General features: G+C 37.5%; 17 protein-coding genes. 1 reads left to right on the forward strand and 16 read right to left on the reverse strand.

Features of this window, described 5'->3' with window-relative positions:
- The 12 genes from FJR11_RS20780 to FJR11_RS20835 form a co-directional block, all read right to left on the reverse strand.
- A partial coding sequence (locus FJR11_RS20780; RefSeq protein WP_168507179.1) for a WD40 repeat domain-containing protein occupies positions 1-859 on the reverse strand: 859 nt, incomplete at its 3' end.
- A gap of 103 nt (positions 860-962) precedes the next feature.
- A complete protein-coding gene (locus tag FJR11_RS20785; RefSeq protein ID WP_168507181.1) occupies positions 963-1,406 on the reverse strand; it encodes a peptidoglycan-binding protein in 444 nt (147 codons plus the stop codon).
- An 82-nt stretch (positions 1,407-1,488) separates the two neighbouring features.
- Positions 1,489-2,052, reverse strand: coding sequence for a hypothetical protein (locus FJR11_RS20790; RefSeq protein ID WP_168507183.1), 564 nt, complete (start codon positions 2,050-2,052; stop codon positions 1,489-1,491).
- A gap of 116 nt (positions 2,053-2,168) precedes the next feature.
- Positions 2,169-5,057 carry an ATP-binding protein gene (locus FJR11_RS20795; protein ID WP_168507185.1) on the reverse strand — a complete coding sequence of 963 codons (2,889 nt, stop codon included), beginning with the start codon at positions 5,055-5,057 and terminating at the stop codon, positions 2,169-2,171.
- A gap of 10 nt (positions 5,058-5,067) precedes the next feature.
- Positions 5,068-5,652 carry a hypothetical protein gene (locus tag FJR11_RS20800; protein WP_168507186.1) on the reverse strand — a complete coding sequence of 195 codons (585 nt, stop codon included), beginning with the start codon at positions 5,650-5,652 and terminating at the stop codon, positions 5,068-5,070.
- The gene (locus FJR11_RS20805) at positions 5,649-8,717 is read right to left on the reverse strand and encodes a DUF1156 domain-containing protein (RefSeq protein WP_168507188.1); all 3,069 of its coding nucleotides are present in this window, start codon (positions 8,715-8,717) and stop codon (positions 5,649-5,651) included. The genes FJR11_RS20800 and FJR11_RS20805 overlap by 4 nt, the downstream gene beginning before the upstream one ends.
- Before the next feature lie 10 nt (positions 8,718-8,727).
- Positions 8,728-9,372 carry an NYN domain-containing protein gene (locus tag FJR11_RS20810; RefSeq protein WP_168507190.1) on the reverse strand — a complete coding sequence of 215 codons (645 nt, stop codon included), beginning with the start codon at positions 9,370-9,372 and terminating at the stop codon, positions 8,728-8,730.
- Positions 9,373-9,375: 3 nt separating this feature from the next.
- Positions 9,376-12,870, reverse strand: coding sequence for a helicase-related protein (locus FJR11_RS20815; RefSeq protein WP_168507192.1), 3,495 nt, complete (start codon positions 12,868-12,870; stop codon positions 9,376-9,378).
- Between the two features lie 53 nt (positions 12,871-12,923).
- The gene (locus tag FJR11_RS20820; protein WP_254444807.1) at positions 12,924-13,214 is read right to left on the reverse strand and encodes a DNA-binding transcriptional regulator; all 291 of its coding nucleotides are present in this window, start codon (positions 13,212-13,214) and stop codon (positions 12,924-12,926) included.
- Positions 13,215-13,432: 218 nt separating this feature from the next.
- Entirely contained in the window at positions 13,433-14,512 is a 1,080-nt protein-coding gene (locus FJR11_RS20825) for a WD40 repeat domain-containing protein (protein WP_168507193.1), read from the reverse strand.
- Positions 14,513-14,638: 126 nt separating this feature from the next.
- Positions 14,639-15,145 (reverse strand): hypothetical protein, encoded by a 507-nt coding sequence (locus FJR11_RS20830; RefSeq protein WP_168507195.1) that lies wholly within the window; start codon positions 15,143-15,145, stop codon positions 14,639-14,641.
- A gap of 628 nt (positions 15,146-15,773) precedes the next feature.
- Positions 15,774-16,739 carry a tyrosine-type recombinase/integrase gene (locus FJR11_RS20835; protein ID WP_168507197.1) on the reverse strand — a complete coding sequence of 322 codons (966 nt, stop codon included), beginning with the start codon at positions 16,737-16,739 and terminating at the stop codon, positions 15,774-15,776.
- 794 nt (positions 16,740-17,533) lie between these two features.
- On the opposite strand from FJR11_RS20835, the gene FJR11_RS20840 reads away from it, so the two are divergent.
- A complete protein-coding gene (locus FJR11_RS20840; protein ID WP_168507199.1) occupies positions 17,534-18,091 on the forward strand; it encodes a hypothetical protein in 558 nt (185 codons plus the stop codon).
- 34 nt (positions 18,092-18,125) lie between these two features.
- Here the strand turns inward: FJR11_RS20840 and FJR11_RS20845 are convergent, their stop codons facing one another.
- The 4 genes from FJR11_RS20845 to FJR11_RS20860 form a co-directional block, all read right to left on the reverse strand.
- Positions 18,126-18,800, reverse strand: coding sequence for a nucleotidyl transferase AbiEii/AbiGii toxin family protein (locus tag FJR11_RS20845; protein ID WP_168507201.1), 675 nt, complete (start codon positions 18,798-18,800; stop codon positions 18,126-18,128).
- Positions 18,797-19,306 (reverse strand): hypothetical protein, encoded by a 510-nt coding sequence (locus tag FJR11_RS20850; RefSeq protein WP_168507203.1) that lies wholly within the window; start codon positions 19,304-19,306, stop codon positions 18,797-18,799. The genes FJR11_RS20845 and FJR11_RS20850 overlap by 4 nt, the downstream gene beginning before the upstream one ends.
- A gap of 192 nt (positions 19,307-19,498) precedes the next feature.
- Positions 19,499-19,714 carry a hypothetical protein gene (locus tag FJR11_RS20855; RefSeq protein WP_168507205.1) on the reverse strand — a complete coding sequence of 72 codons (216 nt, stop codon included), beginning with the start codon at positions 19,712-19,714 and terminating at the stop codon, positions 19,499-19,501.
- 394 nt (positions 19,715-20,108) lie between these two features.
- Entirely contained in the window at positions 20,109-20,381 is a 273-nt protein-coding gene (locus FJR11_RS20860) for an HNH endonuclease signature motif containing protein (RefSeq protein WP_168507207.1), read from the reverse strand.
- Between the last annotated feature and the right edge of the window lie 160 nt (positions 20,382-20,541).

Raw genomic sequence — 20,541 nt, forward strand, 5'->3', positions numbered from 1 at the left:
ATAAGTATTTAGCATCATTACTAAAAACAACAGAATTAATTTCTGGAACACGAATAAAAGGATTAGAATCCCTGCCAATATTTTTAATCATTTTACCTGAACTAATATCCCAAATATTTAAAGCATTTACATTATCTGAACCTGCCCAACCTAATGCTATTTTAGAACTATCAGAACTAACAGCTATAGATTTGATAAATAAACTAGATTTAGGATTAATAGTACGTACAATTTTCCCTGTAGTTAAATCCCAGATTCTCACGAAAGAATTGTAACCTGAAGTATTTCTGTTTTGACCTACACCGACTAAAGTTTTTCCATTAGGACTAATATCAATCATATCAATTAAATTTGATTGAGCAAAAGTCCCAATGCGGATACCCTTTTGTAAATCCCAACGATATACACCGTTTTTATCAGTTCCTATGAGAATTTTACCATTAGGAGAAATAGCTATCCTTTCGACATTTCGACCAGTCCTAATAGTGTTAATTATTTGTCCATTACTGAGTTTTATGATTCTAATAATATTTGTATCTTGCAAACTGTAAACTATAAATTTATTATCAGCAGTAATAGCTAATAAATTTACTCTTGCATTAGTATTAATACTCTTCATTAAATTACCATTTTGTAAATCAAATAGTTTAATTACTCCATTATCATCAGCACCAAATAATGTATTATTATTTATTTTTAGTTGAGTGATTGTATTATTATTCCTGCTAATTGTACGCATTAAACGTAATTTAATAGCAGATTTATTGGATTTAACGTTATTATTACTTACCTCATTCTCAGGATTTTGAATAATTTGATTATCAGCAACTACCGCTAATTGATTAGCAGCCAAAGTCATTAAACTGAGTCCTACAATAAATAGTGATCGCTTCGTTCCCAGTAGATATTGTACTTTCATTAATTATTCCCTCATTTGTTGATTTATAAATTGTCTAGAAAAATTATTCCTTATACTTATCCAAGCAATCAGCCACTAACACTACTGAACCCGTATAACAACCATAATCATCGTTAGGACCACAACCACGTCCTACAGCTTGACATAATCGAACTAAGGTATCTTCCCCAACTATTCCATCTGCTGTTAATACTGGTAAACCACTACCTTCAACGGTACGATAATCTTTTTGGAACTTGATTACAGCTTCTTTAACTTTAGAATTAAAAACAGTTGTGGTTTTACTTTTGTAATAACCAGCCTTTCTTAAATCTTCAACTAAAATCCTAATTAACTTTCCAGAATCACCCTGTTTAAAACAATAGGGAGTTGTGGCTTCTTTAGTGACCGTTTTACATCTTGAATAACCTGCTTTGGCTTGGGTGGCGGTGGTGACAATACAAGCGGTAGTTATTGCTGCGGTTAAGAATAATCGTTTTAGGTTCATGGTTTCCTCTAAGAATTTGGTAAGTGAATATGGGGTGATTGCCTGAATAATTAAGCATAATAAAGTCAATAATTTATCTTGCTTATTTAAGTAATTCAGTATCTTTTAAATACTTAATAATATCTGTTTTATCAACTTCACAATCACAATTAGCACTCATTTCTACTACACCCTTACCCGGAACATTAAAAATTCCATAAGCACCGTAGCCACTCTTAGCATCTATAATTAATGCCTGTGTATCCTTGAGACTATAATTATGTATATTTGTTGGTTCATTTGTAATTTGTTTAGAAGACCCCTTTGCTAGTTCTAGAAGAGATAGTTTTTTAGGATTGGGTAAAAGTTTAATACTGAAGTAGTATAAACCACGAGGTGCTGCACACCTAACCGCTTCATAAGAACCTGGATCAAGAATCATTACAGAACCATCGTTACGAAGCATCGTTCTATAGTTAGAAGGAATTTTAATTTTAATACCAAATTTTTTAAATTCTATTGTTCTGGTAGTTGTACTAGCTTGAACTTCGTCTGTATTTCCGCATTTTTGTTTAGCAACTGATGGAAGTAAATCGAATGTGGTACACAAGACTAAAACTGAACTCAATGTAGCTGTAATTCTGGTAATCTGATTTTGTAATTTCATAACCTTTGATTAGTAATGTAAAATGGAGCTAATTTTTAGAGCGGTAGTGAAACACCCCGTAGGAATCGCTATTTTGATGCAACTATTTCTTAGCTGATATACTATTTAATTCCCAACTAATTCACTAAATCTATATCAGTCTTAACATCATTATTTAGTCCTAATTCAGCCAGTGCAACTTTAGTTTCCTCAATCTTTTGGGTAGCTATTTCTCCCTCTACTAAAACCTCCACTTTTAATGTTAATTTCAAATCCTTGATGGTTGCAAATTTAGATAAAACTTTCGTGTAAAAATTCATCCATTTTTGCGGTGTAATTACACCACTCCACTTTAATAATTTTGGTAATGCAACTGGGGTTATAATCTCAGGTTCATCTTTTTTTGGTTCTGGTTCATCTTGTAATTTTTTCGTATTACTATCATAGGGTGCAGGTTTCTCTCCCACAGTATTTGGAATCGGTATAGAACCACTTTTATTATTATCTGGGTTGTCAGTAGTAGTTTCCCCAGTTTCTGGTGGTACTGATGGCTTTTCAGGAACACAAACACTTGCAGCTAAAGCTGTTTGGTAAGCTTCTGCTGTTTCTTTAGTAATGATAAACATATCCTCAGAAATTTCTACATCTCTGACAGAAAGATCACATTGAAAATAGAAAGGTTGATAGCCATTATTACTTTTACCAACATAAGCTAAAGTTCCATCTTTGACACCGCGAGATATAGCATCTTTGACAGCATCACTATTCAACAGTCTGGGAAACAGTGGTGAAGCAAAAAAGGCATCGAAGACAGATTTGCTACTCCACTCTGTAAATGCTGGCGGCCAATTTCGCACCAAAAAACGAGGAATGATAGTTTCGACAACATCATCACTTTGGCGTAAACGATTAATAATTAAACCTACTAGTGTAGTAGATTGACTAGAGTTTACTTGTCCAAAATCAATCACACGAATTTTGTTATCTTTTCCTAATAAAGCCACAGATTTATAAGCATTCCACACACTTTCTTTTAAGTTAGATAAAGATTTTTTCAAATTTTCCTCTAACTGACGTTTTTGATGATCATCTAATCCTTGTTCTTCATCACGGATGTCTTCCCAAGCTAAAACTTTTCTGGCTTCTTCTCGTAGCTTGGTATCAGTATCAGCAACCGCCCAAATTATGGCACTTTTAAATGTTCTGTCTGATGTACCACATTCTTTAGTCATAGACTCAATTATTTTTAGAGTCTGACTATCTTGTAGAGAATGTTCTGGTGCTAATATAGCTAAAGTTAAAACAGGACGATTAGAAATCGTACTAGAAACTTCTGGAAAATAAGTTAATTGAATTCCTGGATGAGAAGTAAAAACTTTTTGAATTTCGGCTTTTACTCTGTCAATAATTCTTGATGATTGGACATTAGCACGACGGTCTGCTAAAATCTTATTTAAGTTAGGTGACAGACTAAAGCAATATTTATTTTTTTCAATTGATAAATAATAACAATTAGTTGCCAATGTCTCTAAAACAGTTTCTACATTGCCAATATCTAAAGATGGTTCTGCTACTGCTAAACGAATTTCTGGGATAGTAGATTCTGCCCGCAAAATGCCACCATTAGATTCAAAAAATATTGTTGTTGTGACTTTGCGGTGGAGTCGTGCTTTTTTAATTTGGTCATCCGCTTCCGCATCCAAACGGACTGCATGGGAATCTTTTTTACCACAAATATCAGTTGTAACAGCACCTTCTAATCGGTTTTCTCCTAATTGTTCAAAGACTGCGGCACGAAATTGGAGATTATCTAGGGGTGCAGTTCCTAAAGTAATTAAAGGGTCACGGTGTGCGCCTTGATATCCTTGTTGGTAGGCGTTAGATACCCACAATGCGAGGAGTCGTAATACTCCCCTGGTGCGTTGAAAGCGGGGTAAAACTTGCCATTTGCGCTCAAATACTGATAACACTGAGGGGTGGAAAGGATAGGTAGCATAAAAGGCTTCACGGGGGTTATCCAGAGGAAACCAACTAGGTAGTTGTTGACGATGATCTAGTACCCAGTCAGCGTATTCATTGCAAGTGGCGATCGCATCTTTTGGTAACATAATCCTACCATCCGCACTCACAGCCCCAGCATCCCATTCAAATAGTCTTCTTCTAATAATTTCTGAAGTTTCCGCTTCTGCTGACATCATGATAGGTTTACCCACCCTATCCAGCATTTTTTTAAACCGTTGTTCATCCCCTTCATCGGCTGAAGTGTATTCCAATTCTGAAGCGGGAACGGAAACTACTAACACCACATTATCTAAACCTCTAGCAGTTTCTGATAATGCTTGAATGAAATTGTATAAACTGTTGTGATAACCCTTGCCACGATAGGAACTAACATAATTAATAATTTCATCCATTAATATCAAACAGGGTTTATCTTTGGGCAGAAATTGTTTAATTACATCGCCTTTAGGTTCAATAAATTCTGCTTCATGTTGTGCCAATACAGCTAGTGCAGTTTCACCACCTAATTGATAGGCAATTTCTCCCCAAGGTGTTTTCCGTAATGATGTACCATCATTTCCTCCCCGTCCTGTAAGAGAATCAAATTCAGTGCCTACAAACACGGCTACTGCTGCTTCTGGAACTGAAGAAATACCAGCTTTTTGTAATATCTTTTGTACACCAGTCCAATTATTAGCAATAGATCCACCTTTAGCTAAATGGTAAAGTAAAGTGAGCGCGTGGGTTTTACCACCACCAAACTGAGTAGCCAGGTTAAATACAGCAGAAGTTTCTGTTTTTTCTCCAGACAGACGACGGATAACCTGGGCGGAAAATTCAGTTAAATATTTAGTAAGATAAGTACGGTCAAAAAATTGTTCTGGATTTTGGTAGTAAGCAGGTGCAGTTTTATCTCGTACTTTGTCAAGATGCACAGCAAATTCCGAAGCATCTAAAGGTTTACCTTCCCGTAAGTCTTCGCGGGGTGTTAGTCCATCAATTTTGTACCAAGGTTTAATTGCCATAATTTACCTGCTAGAGTATGCTAAATTTTCCGGTATTTGTTTCCAACTGCCACCATTTAAAAAAGCCGTAGGGAAAGGTAGCAGAATCACCTCGACTACCTACTACTACAATGGTTTCACCGTCGAGTTTCATCCTGTCTGGTAAACTTATCGCTTGCAGCACTTCATCCCGGAGAAAAGTGATCAGGGAAGCGCGTTCCTCCGCACTGCGACGGTAGCAAAAGACTATTCTTAAATCTGCACGCACGCATAGCACTTTCCAAAGCGAGTAGGCACTGCGGTTAATATCGCTACTGTTCTCTAATTCCATGACGGCAATAGGAAACCGCCAGCTTGTATTACCAGAAGCAAAAGACATGACATCTAAAGCTAAGTATTCACTGGGAGATACGGGAAACAAGCCTAGTGGATGTCCTTTGGCGGAAGAATGCCAACCCATTGCTGTAGAAGTGGAGACAACGGTAGTCGTTAAAGCGGTTGTCCATTTACCAAGTTGTCCTTTTAAGGCTGCTTGTTTTAACGGGTCAGCATTTTCAGGTTGTTGTAGGGTTTGCCAGAATTTAGCTTGCCACTGGGAGGCGATATTTTGCATCATGAGAACCCCAACCCCTTTTTCCGTGCTAATACCCCATCTACCCAGCGTTTTTCATCTGTACCGGTGGGGTATAATGCGGATAATGCCTGAGCGAGTCCCCAAAAGCGTTGGTCGTTTCCTGCCCCTTCATCTACTAAAAAGCGTTTTAGGGCTTCGCTGCGTCCGGCTGCAAATAAAATCATGCTTTGGTGAATGCGGTCTAATGTAGTATTCCCTAATTGCGGGACTGTTTTTTCACCCCAGTCTGTATCTTCTTCTGTCTCGGTGATACCTAGCACTGCGAATAAATTGAGTTGTTCAGGTTCTTTCTTTTTGCCTTTTTTACCTTTGGTTTTGCTGGGGGTTTGGGCTTCTTCTTTACCAAATAAATATTGGGTACGTTCTGATACTGCTAAAAGTTTGGCGGTGCTGCCTTTGACCTCTACTAAGCGGGTAAGTTGTTCTAAATGTGCGCCTAGTCCTTGGGCTATTTTCCGGGCTGCATCAAATTCTAGGACGTAACCGCCGGTTTTGCTGGTTTTGCTGCTGGTTTCTTCGTCGTCTTCGTCGTCGGTTTCTGATTCGCTGTTATTGTTGTCGGCGCTACCTGTGGAAAGTGTCCACAACCACATGGCAGTGAGGCGGGCATCTTCTTCAAAGCTGGTAGTATCGGCATTGGAAAAAATCATACTCAATGCTTCTTTGGAGACTGCTGCCCAAACGTATTCTAGGTATTCTTTGAGGGTGACAATTTCACCGGAGGCTTTTTCGACGCTGGAGTAGCGGGAGAATATTTCTAAAGCCGGTCCCAAGCAAGCAAAGATGGCATCTGCACCAACTACGCCTTCTGATGCTAGTCTGGGCATCCATTCGTGGATACGTTGGGGGAGTTCTTGGAGTACGTCGCGCCAGTCGCCGATGTCGTTAGAGTTACGGGGACGGCAGACTATGTGGACGGATGAGGCGAGGGCTGCTGAATCCATTGCACGTAGTCTATTACCTCTTTCTGTATCAATAGGCCATGAACCTGTCATAGTCCAGCCAGCGTTTACCATTGCTTGTAGTTGTGCCTCCCAGCCTGATGTTGATTTATGGGCAAAGACAATGACAGCTATACCTTCATGTGCTAAAAATCGGCATCCTTCCGCCATTGATTTTTGCATTGTCATTTCAAAATAGGCTTTATCTTTGCCTTTAACTTCATCAACAATGCACTCATCATTTTTGGGTGTAAGTTCATCTGTGAAAAAAGTACCAAGAGATAAGGGTAAAGTTCGTTTTAGCCAAACATAGAAAAAGTCGGATAAGTCGGCATAAGGTACAGCATCATAATAAGGAGGGTCAGAAAATAGACATTGTACAAAATCATCTGGTAACGGGTTACTAGCGGCGTTTGCTTTTTCTGTTTGTCCTATGCTTATGTGATTATCATTAATATTAAAATTACTTTGACATACACCTAAAACCCATTCTAAAGCACCATCTAAACTTCCGGTTGCACCAGAAAAAGAGTTTCCTTCTGCAAAATCCCAAAGCATTGGTATTGCTTGCCTAGCAAAAAGGCCATCCATTTGTTCTCTTGCACTGTTCCATTTTGATAAAGATGTTAATGTATTGGCTTGTCTATCAATTACTAAACTTAAACAAGTTTGCACAGCATCAGCCAAACCTTTATCTTTACTATCTGCTAACTTTTCTCCCACATCTTTAACTAATTTCACCAAAGTAGTTAAAGCTAAATTTTGACGATGGGTAAATAAATCCTGAAACTTATCCATCCCATAATTTCGTTGAGAAAATGCCCTACCTGCGCCACTTCCCCCACCTTTAGGCGTAGGTTCATCAGGAATTAAACTCAATTCTCCAGTATGTTGATTAACTCTTTTTTCTAACTCAATACTTGCTTTTTTAACTGCTTCTAAATCCCGTTCATTTGGTAAACGATAAAATCTTCCTTGAGTTTTTACTTTAGTAGTCACCACACAAAATAATCTAGCATCATTAGCCCCACCTTGACGGGCTTTAAATTGTGTTCTTACCGAAGCCACAGGAGTAGTATAACCACAACAGGGACAAGTGGCAGATCCTCTTTTTACAGTGCCATCAAAACTAGGATTTTTTACTTCAATTTCTGGGTTATCACTAACTATCCATTTACTCTTTTGTTTTTCTATAATTTCAAAATCTACCCGCTTATCTTCCGGTTTAGGAATTATCCTTAAACCAATATTGCGATTACTTTTTTTACACAAATACAAAGACCGCATTAACGGCACTTCTGCCCCACATCCCGGACCCTCACAAATAATAGTCCTCGCCCATAAATAAGCAATTGCTGTACTTCCATCTGGGTCTTTTGGATAAAATTCAGCTAACTCTTTTTCTGCTTCTTCCTTTACCCACTGTCCCCATTTTCGTACCTCATCCGCTAAAGTTTGTCCGTACTTGGGAATATATTCCAACACCACCTTATTTAACAACACTGCTACCGGATTAATATCAGAAGCAAAAGCATCAGCACCCACTCGCAACGCTTCCAATGGAATAGAACCACCACCAGCAAAAGGGTCAACTACTAAGGGTTTTGTTCCTGGTATTCCGCCTAATGCTTCATGGGCTGCTTGAGTTAAATTCCGACTGGTTTCTAAATAATCAGTTTGTGTAGAATTATCCCAATTTGCAAAATCAGCAATAAAATCTAGTAGACTATTTCTTAATATATTGCAATGTTGAATATTATTACCATCTAATTGATTTTCTGGTTTAGCTAAAACCTGCCATTTACTCCAAATTTCTGTAGAACAATGTTTAGATAAATCACTATTTATAGCTGTGGTTTTTTTCGCAAAATTATTAATATATTTAGCAGCCAAATCACGAAAAGACTGGGGGCAATTTTCATCAACAGGGTCAGGCCATAAAGCCGCACATATTACAGCCCGACAAGCGGCTAAAGGTCGTCTAGCCCACCAAATATGTAATGTAGAAATATGCCCATGTCTGATTGATTTCTCCCGTCGTGCGTGGGCAGAAATGCGTTTAATGGGTAGGTCAACTTCGATTAGGCGTTTAGGATAAGTGATCATGAATATATTTTTATAGTGGTTGAACAATGCGATTAGGGATAGTGAAATATATCTTTTTCCCCATTTCATCTTTTTCGTAATACTCACCACCTCGAACAAACGTAGTAGATAAGTAATGGTAATCGAGTATGTTTATTTTCATACGCCCATTTGATGCTGCCTGAATAGTTTCGTAGCGGCGACGACTTAAAGTTTGTTCCCAAGACCATACTTCTACTTCCCAACCTGCTTTTAGCGCACGTTCTATCTGAATTGGAAAACCTGTATCAAAATCTGAAGTTTTTCCGTCTCCAGTTACAACAACCAAGGTTTGAGATTCTAAACCATAGAAATCAATGATTGCATTGGCTATTTTAAGATGAAGAACTTCATCTACAGCTTGTTCTGTCATTCTGCCATCATCACTTTCAACCCGTTTTAGTAAATCTGTGTTGTACTTTCGATCACGGGCATACTGCCATAATTCCTCACAAGATGGTGGCACTGAACCTGCCAATATAGCTGTTTTTAGGTCACGCCCATTCTCAATAAGATCAAATAAATTACGGTAGTAAAGACGAAGTGCCATCCAAGGAACATCAGGTTCAACTAAACTTCTGACGGATTGTGCGCCTCCCCAAATATTGGAATTATCAAAAAAAACATGAATTGACATACGTTATTTTGCCTTTGTGTCTAAAATTTTATTTGCCCCAACGTGATAATGCTCAATCTTAATTAACGCTTCCCAACCCAAGCGTACAGGGTCTTGAATAGTGTGAACCTCTGGAGATAAAGCACAATTAAATACTACATATAACCAGTAATCCCTCTTCAATCTTTCCGCCGTTTTATATTCATTTGTCGTTAACGCTACCTCACCAACATTTGCCCTTCCTTTAACTTCAATAAATCTGACAGCACTAGCTTTTAACGGATCTCCAGAATCAATTTGACGCGATATCAAATCAAACCCGCGATTCTCCTTCTCCACACTCACAACTTGCCATCCTCTAGCCTCCTCATAATCTATAACTGCCTGAATTGCTATTTTTTCAATTTCATCATTAGATACCATTGGCGCAATTTCTGGAGAACTTCTTTCAGGATGTGGTAATACCCAAGCACGTCCATAATGATGAATGTCGGTAATTGCACAACTCGCTTCTTGCTGCAATTCTTCCCGTCGTTGTTCTAACCTCCCATTTAATTCAAATAATCGGTCTTCCAGTTGTTTAATGCGACCATCTAAACCCTGTTCTTTAGAACCAGATTCTTTCAGTTGCAACAACTCTATAAACTGAATCTGTACCTTATCAATAATCACATTCAAACTAATTTCTATATGGTTAGAAATTGTTTCTACTTCCTTTTGTCGCTGTGTCCGAATTTCTGTTAAAAAGCTATTTAATTCCTGTTCAATTAAGGCTTGTTCTACCTGTTCTCGACTGGGTAAATTAGTATCATCTGGTAAATAATTAACTAAATTCCCATTGTCCCCAGCTTCCCCCTGCCTATCGGCAGACAGGGTAGATGTATGATTCTGAACAGTGGACTCTATACTCTTAGCAGGGAGTAAATCTAAAAATAAAGTTGGTTGGCGGACAGTCATTGTTCCATCTAACTCTGTCTGCACTACATATAAACGTTCATGGAGTTTTCTACCCCGTCCATCAGTAATAGCAGATGAAAATATATCTAATCTAGCTGGTGATTTCCTATGCAAATCAAAGAATATCGCACCCCGACACAAATCTTCCTGTACCTGTGCAGAAACTTCATCCCGCACACATTCAAATAAGGGATGTCCTGGCGTTACCCATTCCAACGTCGGATCATCCGTCAAGATATTTTTATCAAACGTAATCTTTTTATACTCTCGTCCCAACTTACCAAAGCGATTTTCTAACCTATCTCCCGTTCCCCATAGAGTCCGAGGAACACGCCCAATTCTATATATTTTCTTACCCTTAGCTGTTTCCTTTGGATGAATCCCCGCTATATGTGCTGCTTGCACAAAGAAATCATGGATAACTTCAGGTACTAATCTCCGTTCCTTAGCTTCAGCAGATTTACCAATAATTTGTGATAAATTTAATTCCCGTTTAGCAAGTCCTTCTAAAGCCGAATCACTAATTTTACGAAAACGTTCTGTATCTACCTGTTCCACAATCCGATTGAGAATTACAGACTCAGTAAGGTTATGAGCATACATATCCCGCATCATCCGTTCTAACTGATTAGCAGGGAAAATATCACCCAGTACATTAAATACTTTACCCGTCCTCTCTGGATCTAAATCCATCTCAATAGCGCGAATCCTCTCAAACAGTTTCCATAACACCTTACCTTCGCTGGTGTTAATAGCTACAAAGTTAAAAATTAGACAATCCTTATCCTGTCCATAGCGGTGAATCCTACCCATGCGCTGCTCTAACCGCACGGGATTCCAGGGAATGTCATAATTAATCATGAACCAGCAGAATTGTAAATTAATACCTTCACCTGCTGCTTCTGTAGCTACTAAAACTTGACAATCTTCTCTAAATTCCCGTTCTGAATAAATCCGAGTATTGGGGGTATCTCTATCACCTATTTTCATTCCTCCATGAATTTGGGTAACAGTTAATCCCCATTCTCTTAATTTCCCAACCAAATAATCTAAGGTATCTTTATGCTCACTAAAGATGAGCATTTTCATCTTCGGATCTGCAAATATTCCCTCTTGAATAATTACTTCTTTCAGCTTGACTAATTTAGATTCAATTTCTCTCTTTTCTAATATCAGTGCTTGACTAATTAATTCATTTAATTGCAAGATTTCTCTTTTCAAAGCAATCGGATCAACAGAAGCAACCACACCTTCTAAATCACCTATAATCTTTTGTTGTTCTATTTCAGTTAATTCATCAAAATCTTCTGGTAGCTTCTTATTAATTTGCTCTTGACGATAGCTTTCTGGATCTTCTAAAATCCTCTGACGTTTATCGCGCATCCGTTCTAAACTCCGGCGGACAGCGTAAATACTAGAAGCAAAGCGACGTTGTAACATCGCCATTGTAAAACCTAAAGCTCTACCTCTGGCTGTATCATCACTGGAGGCTTTAATTGATTGGTCTTCCACATAATCAGTCAGTGCATTATAAAATTCCAATTCTTCCGCATCAATTTGAAATTCAATAGTTTCAACTTTGCGATTAGTGAATAATTTTTTCACAATTCCTGTTTCTTCAGGGAACGTAACAAGAGCTTCTTTAGTCCGACGCAGATAAAAAGGAGCATTATTCCGTTTCATTGCTTCTTCTAAACTGCTGACATCACCATAAACATCTTTATCTAATAATTCTAAAAATAAACAAAAGTTTTTTGGGTCGCCTTTATGGGGCGTAGCTGTCATTAATAAATAGTGGTCGGTAATTTTAGAAAGTTCTTCACCGAGTTTATAAGCTAACGTTTTATTATCAGAACTGTAAGCACTCATTTTATGTGCTTCGTCTACAATAATTAAATCCCAATTACTTCTTAATAAACTATCTTTTGCGTCTTCAATGCGAGAAACCCAAGACACGGAAGTGATAACTTGATTTTTTTCTTGCCAGGGATTAGAACCATAATTAGCGCGAAGGACATCTCCACGTACCACTTCAAATTCTTCTCGAAATTTGTCTTTGAGTTCTCGTTGCCATTGAAATGTTAGGTTAGCAGGGGTAATAATCAGGATGCGTTTAACTAATCCTCTAATTTTTAGTTCTTTAATTAATAATCCTGCCATGATGGTTTTCCCAGCACCAGGATCATCAGCAAGTAAAAACCGAATGCGAGGCTGTTTTAAAAAATACTCATAAACTGCTTCTAATTGATGGGGTAGGGGGTCTACTCGTGCGATCGCCAATGCGAAATAAGGATCATATTCATAAGCTAACCCCAACCGCAAAGCTTCTACACCGAACCGAAAATACTGGGCGTTACCGTCAAAGGGTTCTTTTTCAGGTGAGGATTCTAACTTTTCCAACTGTTGAGCATTGAGAATTGGTTGATAAGTATGATTGGTATTAATTCCAGTCCCAATGAGTTTTATCGAATCACCCATTGGTACAACTACCAATACCTGTACAGGTTCGGGAAAGATTGAACCACGAACAATTACATTTGCTTTCAGTTGGTCTAGTTTCAAACTGTCACCATCACTTTAGAATATGCCTCTCTAACTCATTTAATTGCCGAATACTAGGGAATAGAGAAATATTTTGCCAATAACTCTTGACCCTGTTCCCCCACTTCCCCAAGCTTCTGCCCAATAAGCTGCATGGCAATTGGTGAGGGCTGCGATCGCTCATTTTCCCAACGGTTAATAGTGCCATAGGTAACACCTAGATAAGCGCCAAACTGTTCTTGAGTAAGTCCAGTCAACAGGCGAAAATCCCGAATTAGCCCCCCAATTTCGGTTTTTTTGACCAGCAATGGTCTTTTTAACATCTGGTTCATGCCTGATGTAACGAGTAATATGTCTTTTGACATAATAAGCACATTTAAAAATAAAAGCAATAGCAAAAACAGCTAAATTCAGGAAAATTTACTGATTTTTTGTTTTTACTGATTTTTGAACTGTATAAAGTCGAAATAAGCACCAAGTAAATCCATTGTCATCTGCCAAAAGTTAGATATTGAAACAGAAATATTGATAAACTTAAGACTTTATACCATGATGAAAATTGTCTTCTATATCTACACTCGTATCATTTAAGAGTTATAATTTTTATTTCTTCCTTACTTCCCATAATTAATTTTTTACTATCTTTTGTAAATCCTCTGATGGTAAGGCTTGGTAAAAAATGTTGAGAACGAGAATTAGGAAATGGATAAGATTTAAACAACAACTTACCGCTACTTAAATCTATAATTCCCAAATTGCTAGACTCACCAATATCTGGTTCAAAAGTGTAAGCTATTAGCTTGTTATTTGGACTGATAGCTAAAGATGATATTTTTGAAGACTGTTGTTTTGAATACTTTTCTGTGGCTGTTAAAACTATACTTTTGATGAGTTTACCTGTACTCACATTCCATAATTTTATAGTTTTATCTCTTAGTAATGAATCGCCTCCCCAGGAGTTAACATATGCTCCAGCTATAATTCGACTATCATCTGATATATCAATTATGTTTGCTTCCAAACGGGAAATTAATTTTTCTTTTTGTAAGTTAAAAATAATACTATTATCACGGTCAATCAAAAATTTGCCATCATGGGTAATTATTAAGTGATTTAGATAGAGTTCGTTTTCCCTGTATGACTTATTCACTTCACTCCATTTAAACAAAATATTAGGTACGTTAACACCTGTTTCAATATTATTTGCATCTGAAGAATAAACTGCATCCCTATCAAAGTAGTACACTGTTTTACCATCAGGATGAATAGCACTGACTCTGATTTTAATCTCTTTTTTCGCTCCTGTAGATGTATCCCAAATAAAACCTTCTTTACTGCTATTTAAGAAAATATTAGTGTTGTCAGGACTAATAATAGACGATTGATATCGTTGTAGTACATCTCTATTTTTAAAAGCACTTATAACTTTAAAAGTTGATAAATCTAACAAGGTAACTGGTTGGCCAAAGTCATTAATATCAGCCTTATTATAACAAACTAAAGTTGTTCTATCAAAACTCATATTTCCTCTATCGCAGGGAACTTTTAAAGTTTGGACAGAACTTACAATATTTGCTTGAGCGGCAAATCCATAATTTGATGAACCAATAATAAATAGAGTAGTGAATATAGACACTAATATTTTTCTAACGTTCAATTTCATAGCCCAACTTCTCCAATTTCAAATCATCAATTAAATAAATTATTGTTGCAAAAAGATTAAGGACTTAGATGTTTAAAGCCCAATTAAATATCTAACTTGAAAATAGACCAGACAAACATATTAATTTTATAGCAGTGATGCTTCAATAAAACTAACTAACTTACATCCTTCGGACTGATAAACACATGAAACTTCAATTGCTACACTTCTAGTATTTTTAAGTTCTAAAGATATGTTATCAATTTGTCCTTCTGTAATACTTCTAGTAGCAGCTTCTTTTCCATCTAAATAGACATTTACTTTAGTTGGACTGGGACCATAAGAACCCGTAATCGTAGTCTCTCCATCAGCTATTCCAAATTTGATGTTAAGAGTTTTGAATTTAGAAAATTTATCCGATTTAATTTTGCAAGTTAATAATGAACCCTCATTAGTTCTAAACACAGAATCATAAAACTCTCTACCTATAGATACTTGCTTAGTATCTTCATAAAAAGTACCTTTTTTTACACATATAGTTGATAACAACGGGACTTTCCGTTGAGCTTGAGCAGGCTCAACTGCAAAATAACCTAAACTGTAAAATAAAAATAGAGGAATTGACAAGTATGGCGAGAATACTACTGTTTTCATTATCTAATCCAGATCCTTAAATATGGAATGTTGTCAGGGCTGTTTCATTCTAAATTTTGACATTTTATGTATTGACGAGAATACGTCGTTTTAGGCTTCAGGGGTTTTATCTGAAAACGGCTAAGAATACCTAAATTCGGTGCTGAAATCTAGAATGAAATAACCCTGGAAATGTTGTAAGAAGATTACAAAAAATCAAGTGCAGGCGGAACTCCCGAATTAGCCCCCCCCAATTTCGGGTTGTTTGACCACCAATGGTCTTTTTAACAAACATCTGGTTCAGTGCCTGATGTAACAAGTATTATGTCTTTTGACATAATAAGCACATTTAAAAATAAAAGCAATAGCAAAAACCGCCAAATTCAGGATTTTTTGCTGATTTTTTATTCTAATTTGTTTTTAACTTGTATAAAATAAAAAAAAATCACTAAGTAAAAGTCCTATGTTTGCAACAGAAATTATCCCCTGACCTGAAAAATCGGCAGAAAACTTGATTTCTCAATCAGGGTAGAGGAGATTAGCATTTATATTTTCGGTGCTTTGACTCAAACCTAATTTAAAGTATTGAATAATATAAATATAGGCAGAAACAATACAGTAAATAACCAGTAATGTCATAAAAATTAATTTAAACCAAATCTTCCAATAAAGCTGTAATTTTCCCCTGGGCTTTAGTGCGGTTGTCATCATAAATCATTAAAGTATTTAGATTGGCATGACGACTCAACTTCTGCACACTTCTAACATCCCCACCACTAGCATCCAACGCCGCAGTTACCGACGAGTGCCTAATTTTATGGGGGCTAACAGTTTTGGAAATCCCCGCCACACTAGCAATCTTGACCACAATCTTGCGAATTCCATCCCCCGTCAGCCGATGTCCGTAGTGAGGTCGCAGGGAAATAAACAACGGTTCCTTGATATCTAATTCCTTCCTCTCCCACAACCAATCTTGCAGAGCCTTGCAAGTTTTGGGATGCAAATCAACATTTTCCTTCTGCGTCCCCTTACCCTTACCCAAGATACTCAAAGTCCGTAATTCTAAATCCAAATCCTCAATATTACAGTGAGAAATTTCCTCCCGGCGCAGCGCATTAGCCCATAACAGTCGCAGCAGGGCATAATCCCGTTTTCCTTTAATTGTTTCCTGGTTTGGCACTAATAGCATTTTTCTAAAAGCTTCAGGAGTAATACCAGACGTATCTCGGTAAGGTTGAATTTTCTCACTCTTAATATCAGTTAAAGTCCAGTCACACTTACCCACCTTATAAGCGTAGTTAACTAACGCCTTAATTGCAGCCAAGCGGCGGTTAACAGTTGCTTCCTTCAAACCCTGGTCAACTAACTCCGCCTTGTACCGCAAAACCAAAGTCACAGCCGAGTACCTATCCATTTGTAGAAACTGCCCCACCAAAAGAGGTGTTGGTTCCTGACCGCACACAGACAGGAAAAATTTATTTAAATCTTTAGCATATTCATGACGGGTATTTTTATTGCGCTTGCCCACCAACAATTCTGCCAACAAATCGCGTTCAGCGGTAATGGCAAAGGGATTGACCTGGGCGAGTGAATTTAACTCTGGGGGGGGCTGCATACAACTATCGAAAACATCTCTTTTCGATAATTACTTTAGCATTGATCTACCCCACCTGACCAAAATTCCAGTACCGAACCAGCCCCCAGTGAAAAATTACTGCTGCTTAACACTAATCTTGAGGTGGAATGGTACGCTGCTTTGTGGAAAATCGTTGAGGTAGCAAGCAAGGGTGCTTCCACTCTTGATGACAAAATACTGTCGGTTCGCGGACTAATTGAAAAATTTTGAACGGATTTATAGGGGTTCTAGTGTCGGTTCGCACATAAGATGAAATTTAAACAACGAAGTTATAGGGGTTTGGGGCATCGAGATTCGCGCATAAAATGAAATCGGTTGTGAGGCAAGGGTTTGAGCCAAATAGTCAATTCGCAGATAAAGTGAATTTTTCTGCTTTGATTTAACAACAGCCTGAATGCTTTTAAAAACGTACTTTTCAAGTGCGATCACCCGGTCTATGAAATTGCTAATACACTCTAGATAAGAAGGTAGCCAAGTAGCTTTTGTACGTAAAATTTAGGTTATTAGGTATAAAGCACTATCACTATTACAAGAAATACTGTGAATTTCTTTGATCAGATGCAAAATTTCAATTTATGTGCGAAGTCGCTAGGAGGCTCAAACGCTTACTCCATAATCAATTTCACCTTATGCGCATAATCAATTTCACCTTATGCGCGAATTAGAGGGGCTGAAAACCCTGTAAATTCGTTCTCAGAATTTCACTTTATGCGCGAACCGACAATTCGTAAGGGAAAATTTAGCTTACAATTGATATCACACCTGATATCGCCATGACTAACAAGACCCCACCCAGCGAAATGATTCGCGTGCCAACTGTACTAATCCCAATAGTACGTAACTTAGCGAAAATCCACCGTGATGGTCATACAACTGATTTACTGCAAGCATTACAGCTATTGATAGCACAGTTTGATAGCAGTGCAAAACTGGCAGCAACCACCGAATTACAGCAGGTGGAAGAGAAACTAGAATCACTGAAAACGCACCTTTGCCAACAAGATGAACAAGTGGACTCTAAACTGGAAATCCTTGGTAAACAGTTGGAGAAAATTGAACGGGCGCTGGCCTCTGGTAAATACGGTGGTGGTAACTCTAAACCCCGGCGTTCAGGATATCCATATCAGTATCAACAACAACCAGTAGAAATCACATCTTTTGCACCGCAAAATTTAGCGCAGAGGTTGGGGGTGACACAGCAGAGTTTAACTACAGAATGGGAAACCAAAACTGAGCAGGAATTTATTCGTTGGTCCAGGAATCGTGACCCCAGTAGTTTGGGGTGGAAATTTCAGCCTCAAGATGGATTGTATTATCCAGTTAAACAATAATAATTAGGGGCGTTGCAAAAACGCGATTTGATAATTATTGAGATATGCTGTTAATTAGTGACAAAAGTAATTGCTCACGACCAGCATTTTTTGATGCAGATGAAAGATGTCCAGGTGCAATTTCTATCAGGTCTTCAAGTTCACTTTTGAACCATGTTTTTATAAATTTTTTTACTTTTATATCTGCCTGTTGTATTTCTGCTTCTAAATCAGGACATCCATCTAGCAATAAAATAATATCTTCTAAATCATGGCTATACATGAAGTTGCGATTTCCTCGACTATTGAACGCCTCAATCTTTGATGCTAAAAGATAAGTTACTGGGAAAATATTTATTTTTTGACCACTTGGAAGATTATAAATAATTGATTTTTTAATCCCTGGTTTGTACCAAGGGTTGCTAAAACCAAGAATAGAAGTGTCAGCAGGCATTATATCTATTATTAAGTCCTGATAACGCCAACGACATATAATTTTACCTTGATCCTGTTCAAGTCCAATTTGGCGAAGCTGTTCTTCAAGAAGATAATATTTAGTGCGGGGAATGATATTTATAACGCAATCTACATCGTTTGTAGGACGGGCATCAACAGCAGAAACTTCATCAAGATAAAGAGATATTGTTGCACCACCTATAAAAACTATTTTTTTATTTAAGGCGGCAAGTAACTTTGCCGCCTTTTCCAACATTTGTACTTGTTCATTCATGATATTGTCAGTCTTTTTTCAAGCTCAATACTTGCCAGATTTTGTTCCCGCACACGACCAACTCGAATCGCATCAATCAAACTTAGCAACTCATATAATTCTGGGTCATTTTTAATGGCGGCTGGAACGGAGCGATATAACGGAGTAATACTTTGTCCTCTCACAGTTCCTTGTGGATCACTCCATACATAAATATCAGCAGAATTACCTTGGAGTAAATTTTTTAAAGGTTCAGCAGAATGTGCGGTAGGAATTCCTCTAGTCAAAGCACCTGGTTTTTCAGGAAATACGTATTTAAGCCCATGAATCAGAAATTCAAGCAAGCAATGTTTTTTTACTTTTCTAGAAGACCAATCATACAAACCACTAGTCTCACATCTTTTTAGAGCTGCATGAACTTCAGAAGGGCTGATGTGTAAGCTGTTGGCAAGTTCATTGTAAGTCCAGTCCAAATCTCGTAAGTTATGCACTTTTATTACAACAACAACATCTTGCGGTTTTAACATCGCAAATATCACTCCTATTTGTGAACAGCGAATCTAGCTTTATTCTATATTCGCAAATCGCAAATAGCAAATCTATTTTCTTGTAACGCACCGTAAAAGCCAATACCCTTTGGGGTTTTGGGCATTCGTAAGGACACACGGTATCTGGAAAACTCAGCGGCTTGGTTCCCTGAGAAGGAAGCGACATTATGGCTAACGGCACGCTGTCGGCAAGCCTAAGGGGTCTTGATTTTGAAATACAGGAAACTCAGGTAAATCATTAACTATATTTACCAATAATTGAGATGATTGTTTTTGTCGTTCTACTAACAACATTTTTTTGATAGTTTCTTGGACAACCATTTCCATATTGGGCAACTCTAAAAGTTGTTTTCCTAACTCATCAGGTAACTCGATCACAACTTGCATAAATTTTATTCTCCTAACATGGTGGCTCAATTCCCAATTCATCACAGAATAAACTGATTTTAACATCAGTTACTTTGCTTAAAATAACCCCGACTTCTTTGACCACTGATGTCCCCAACTACAACTAACGACACATTGAGCAATTATTCGCCTTAACAATCTTTCCATGTAATATACCGTCAATTCAACATTTTTACCGCGTATTACATGGAGAAAATTAGTTTTCTACTTTGGTTGCATTTTGAAGCATAAAATTAACCCCTACGTTGTGAAGCATATCTTGACCAAAAAGCTCATTTTATGATTCAAGTCATAATGATGCAGCCCAATCCCTAGATAAATATTGCCAATACTCACGACATCAAAATATCAATATATCGCAAAGAAGACATTGCTAAAATTTGGAAATATCAAACAAGCTCAACTGCCCCACCGATATATTACCCTTGCTGCCCCGATGGTAATTAAGATGACAACGAGGACATAAAGCAACTAAATTTTCAGGTCTGTTGTCGGAGGGGTCCCTGTTCCAATGATGTACTTGTAAATAAGTACGGCGTTGGGGTTTTTCATCGGGACGTAAAACCTGACCGCATTTTTGACAGCACCAATCAGATTTTTCCTTGATGGTTTTGGCTAGTTCTTTCCAATGCTTAGGGTAGTCCATAATAACTATAAAAACTGGACAACAATATTATACCTGATTTAGCATTTTGGGGGCATGATAGTTCAATAATTAATAATGGATAATTGACAATGACCTCTCCCTGAAGAAAAGAGGATTGAAGCCAACGAAAATTTTTGGATTTTTTCTTCTTAAAAGTTGA

Source organism: Anabaena sp. UHCC 0187, assembly GCF_009712035.1.
In the GTDB taxonomy this organism is placed as follows: Bacteria; Cyanobacteriota; Cyanobacteriia; order Cyanobacteriales; family Nostocaceae; genus Dolichospermum.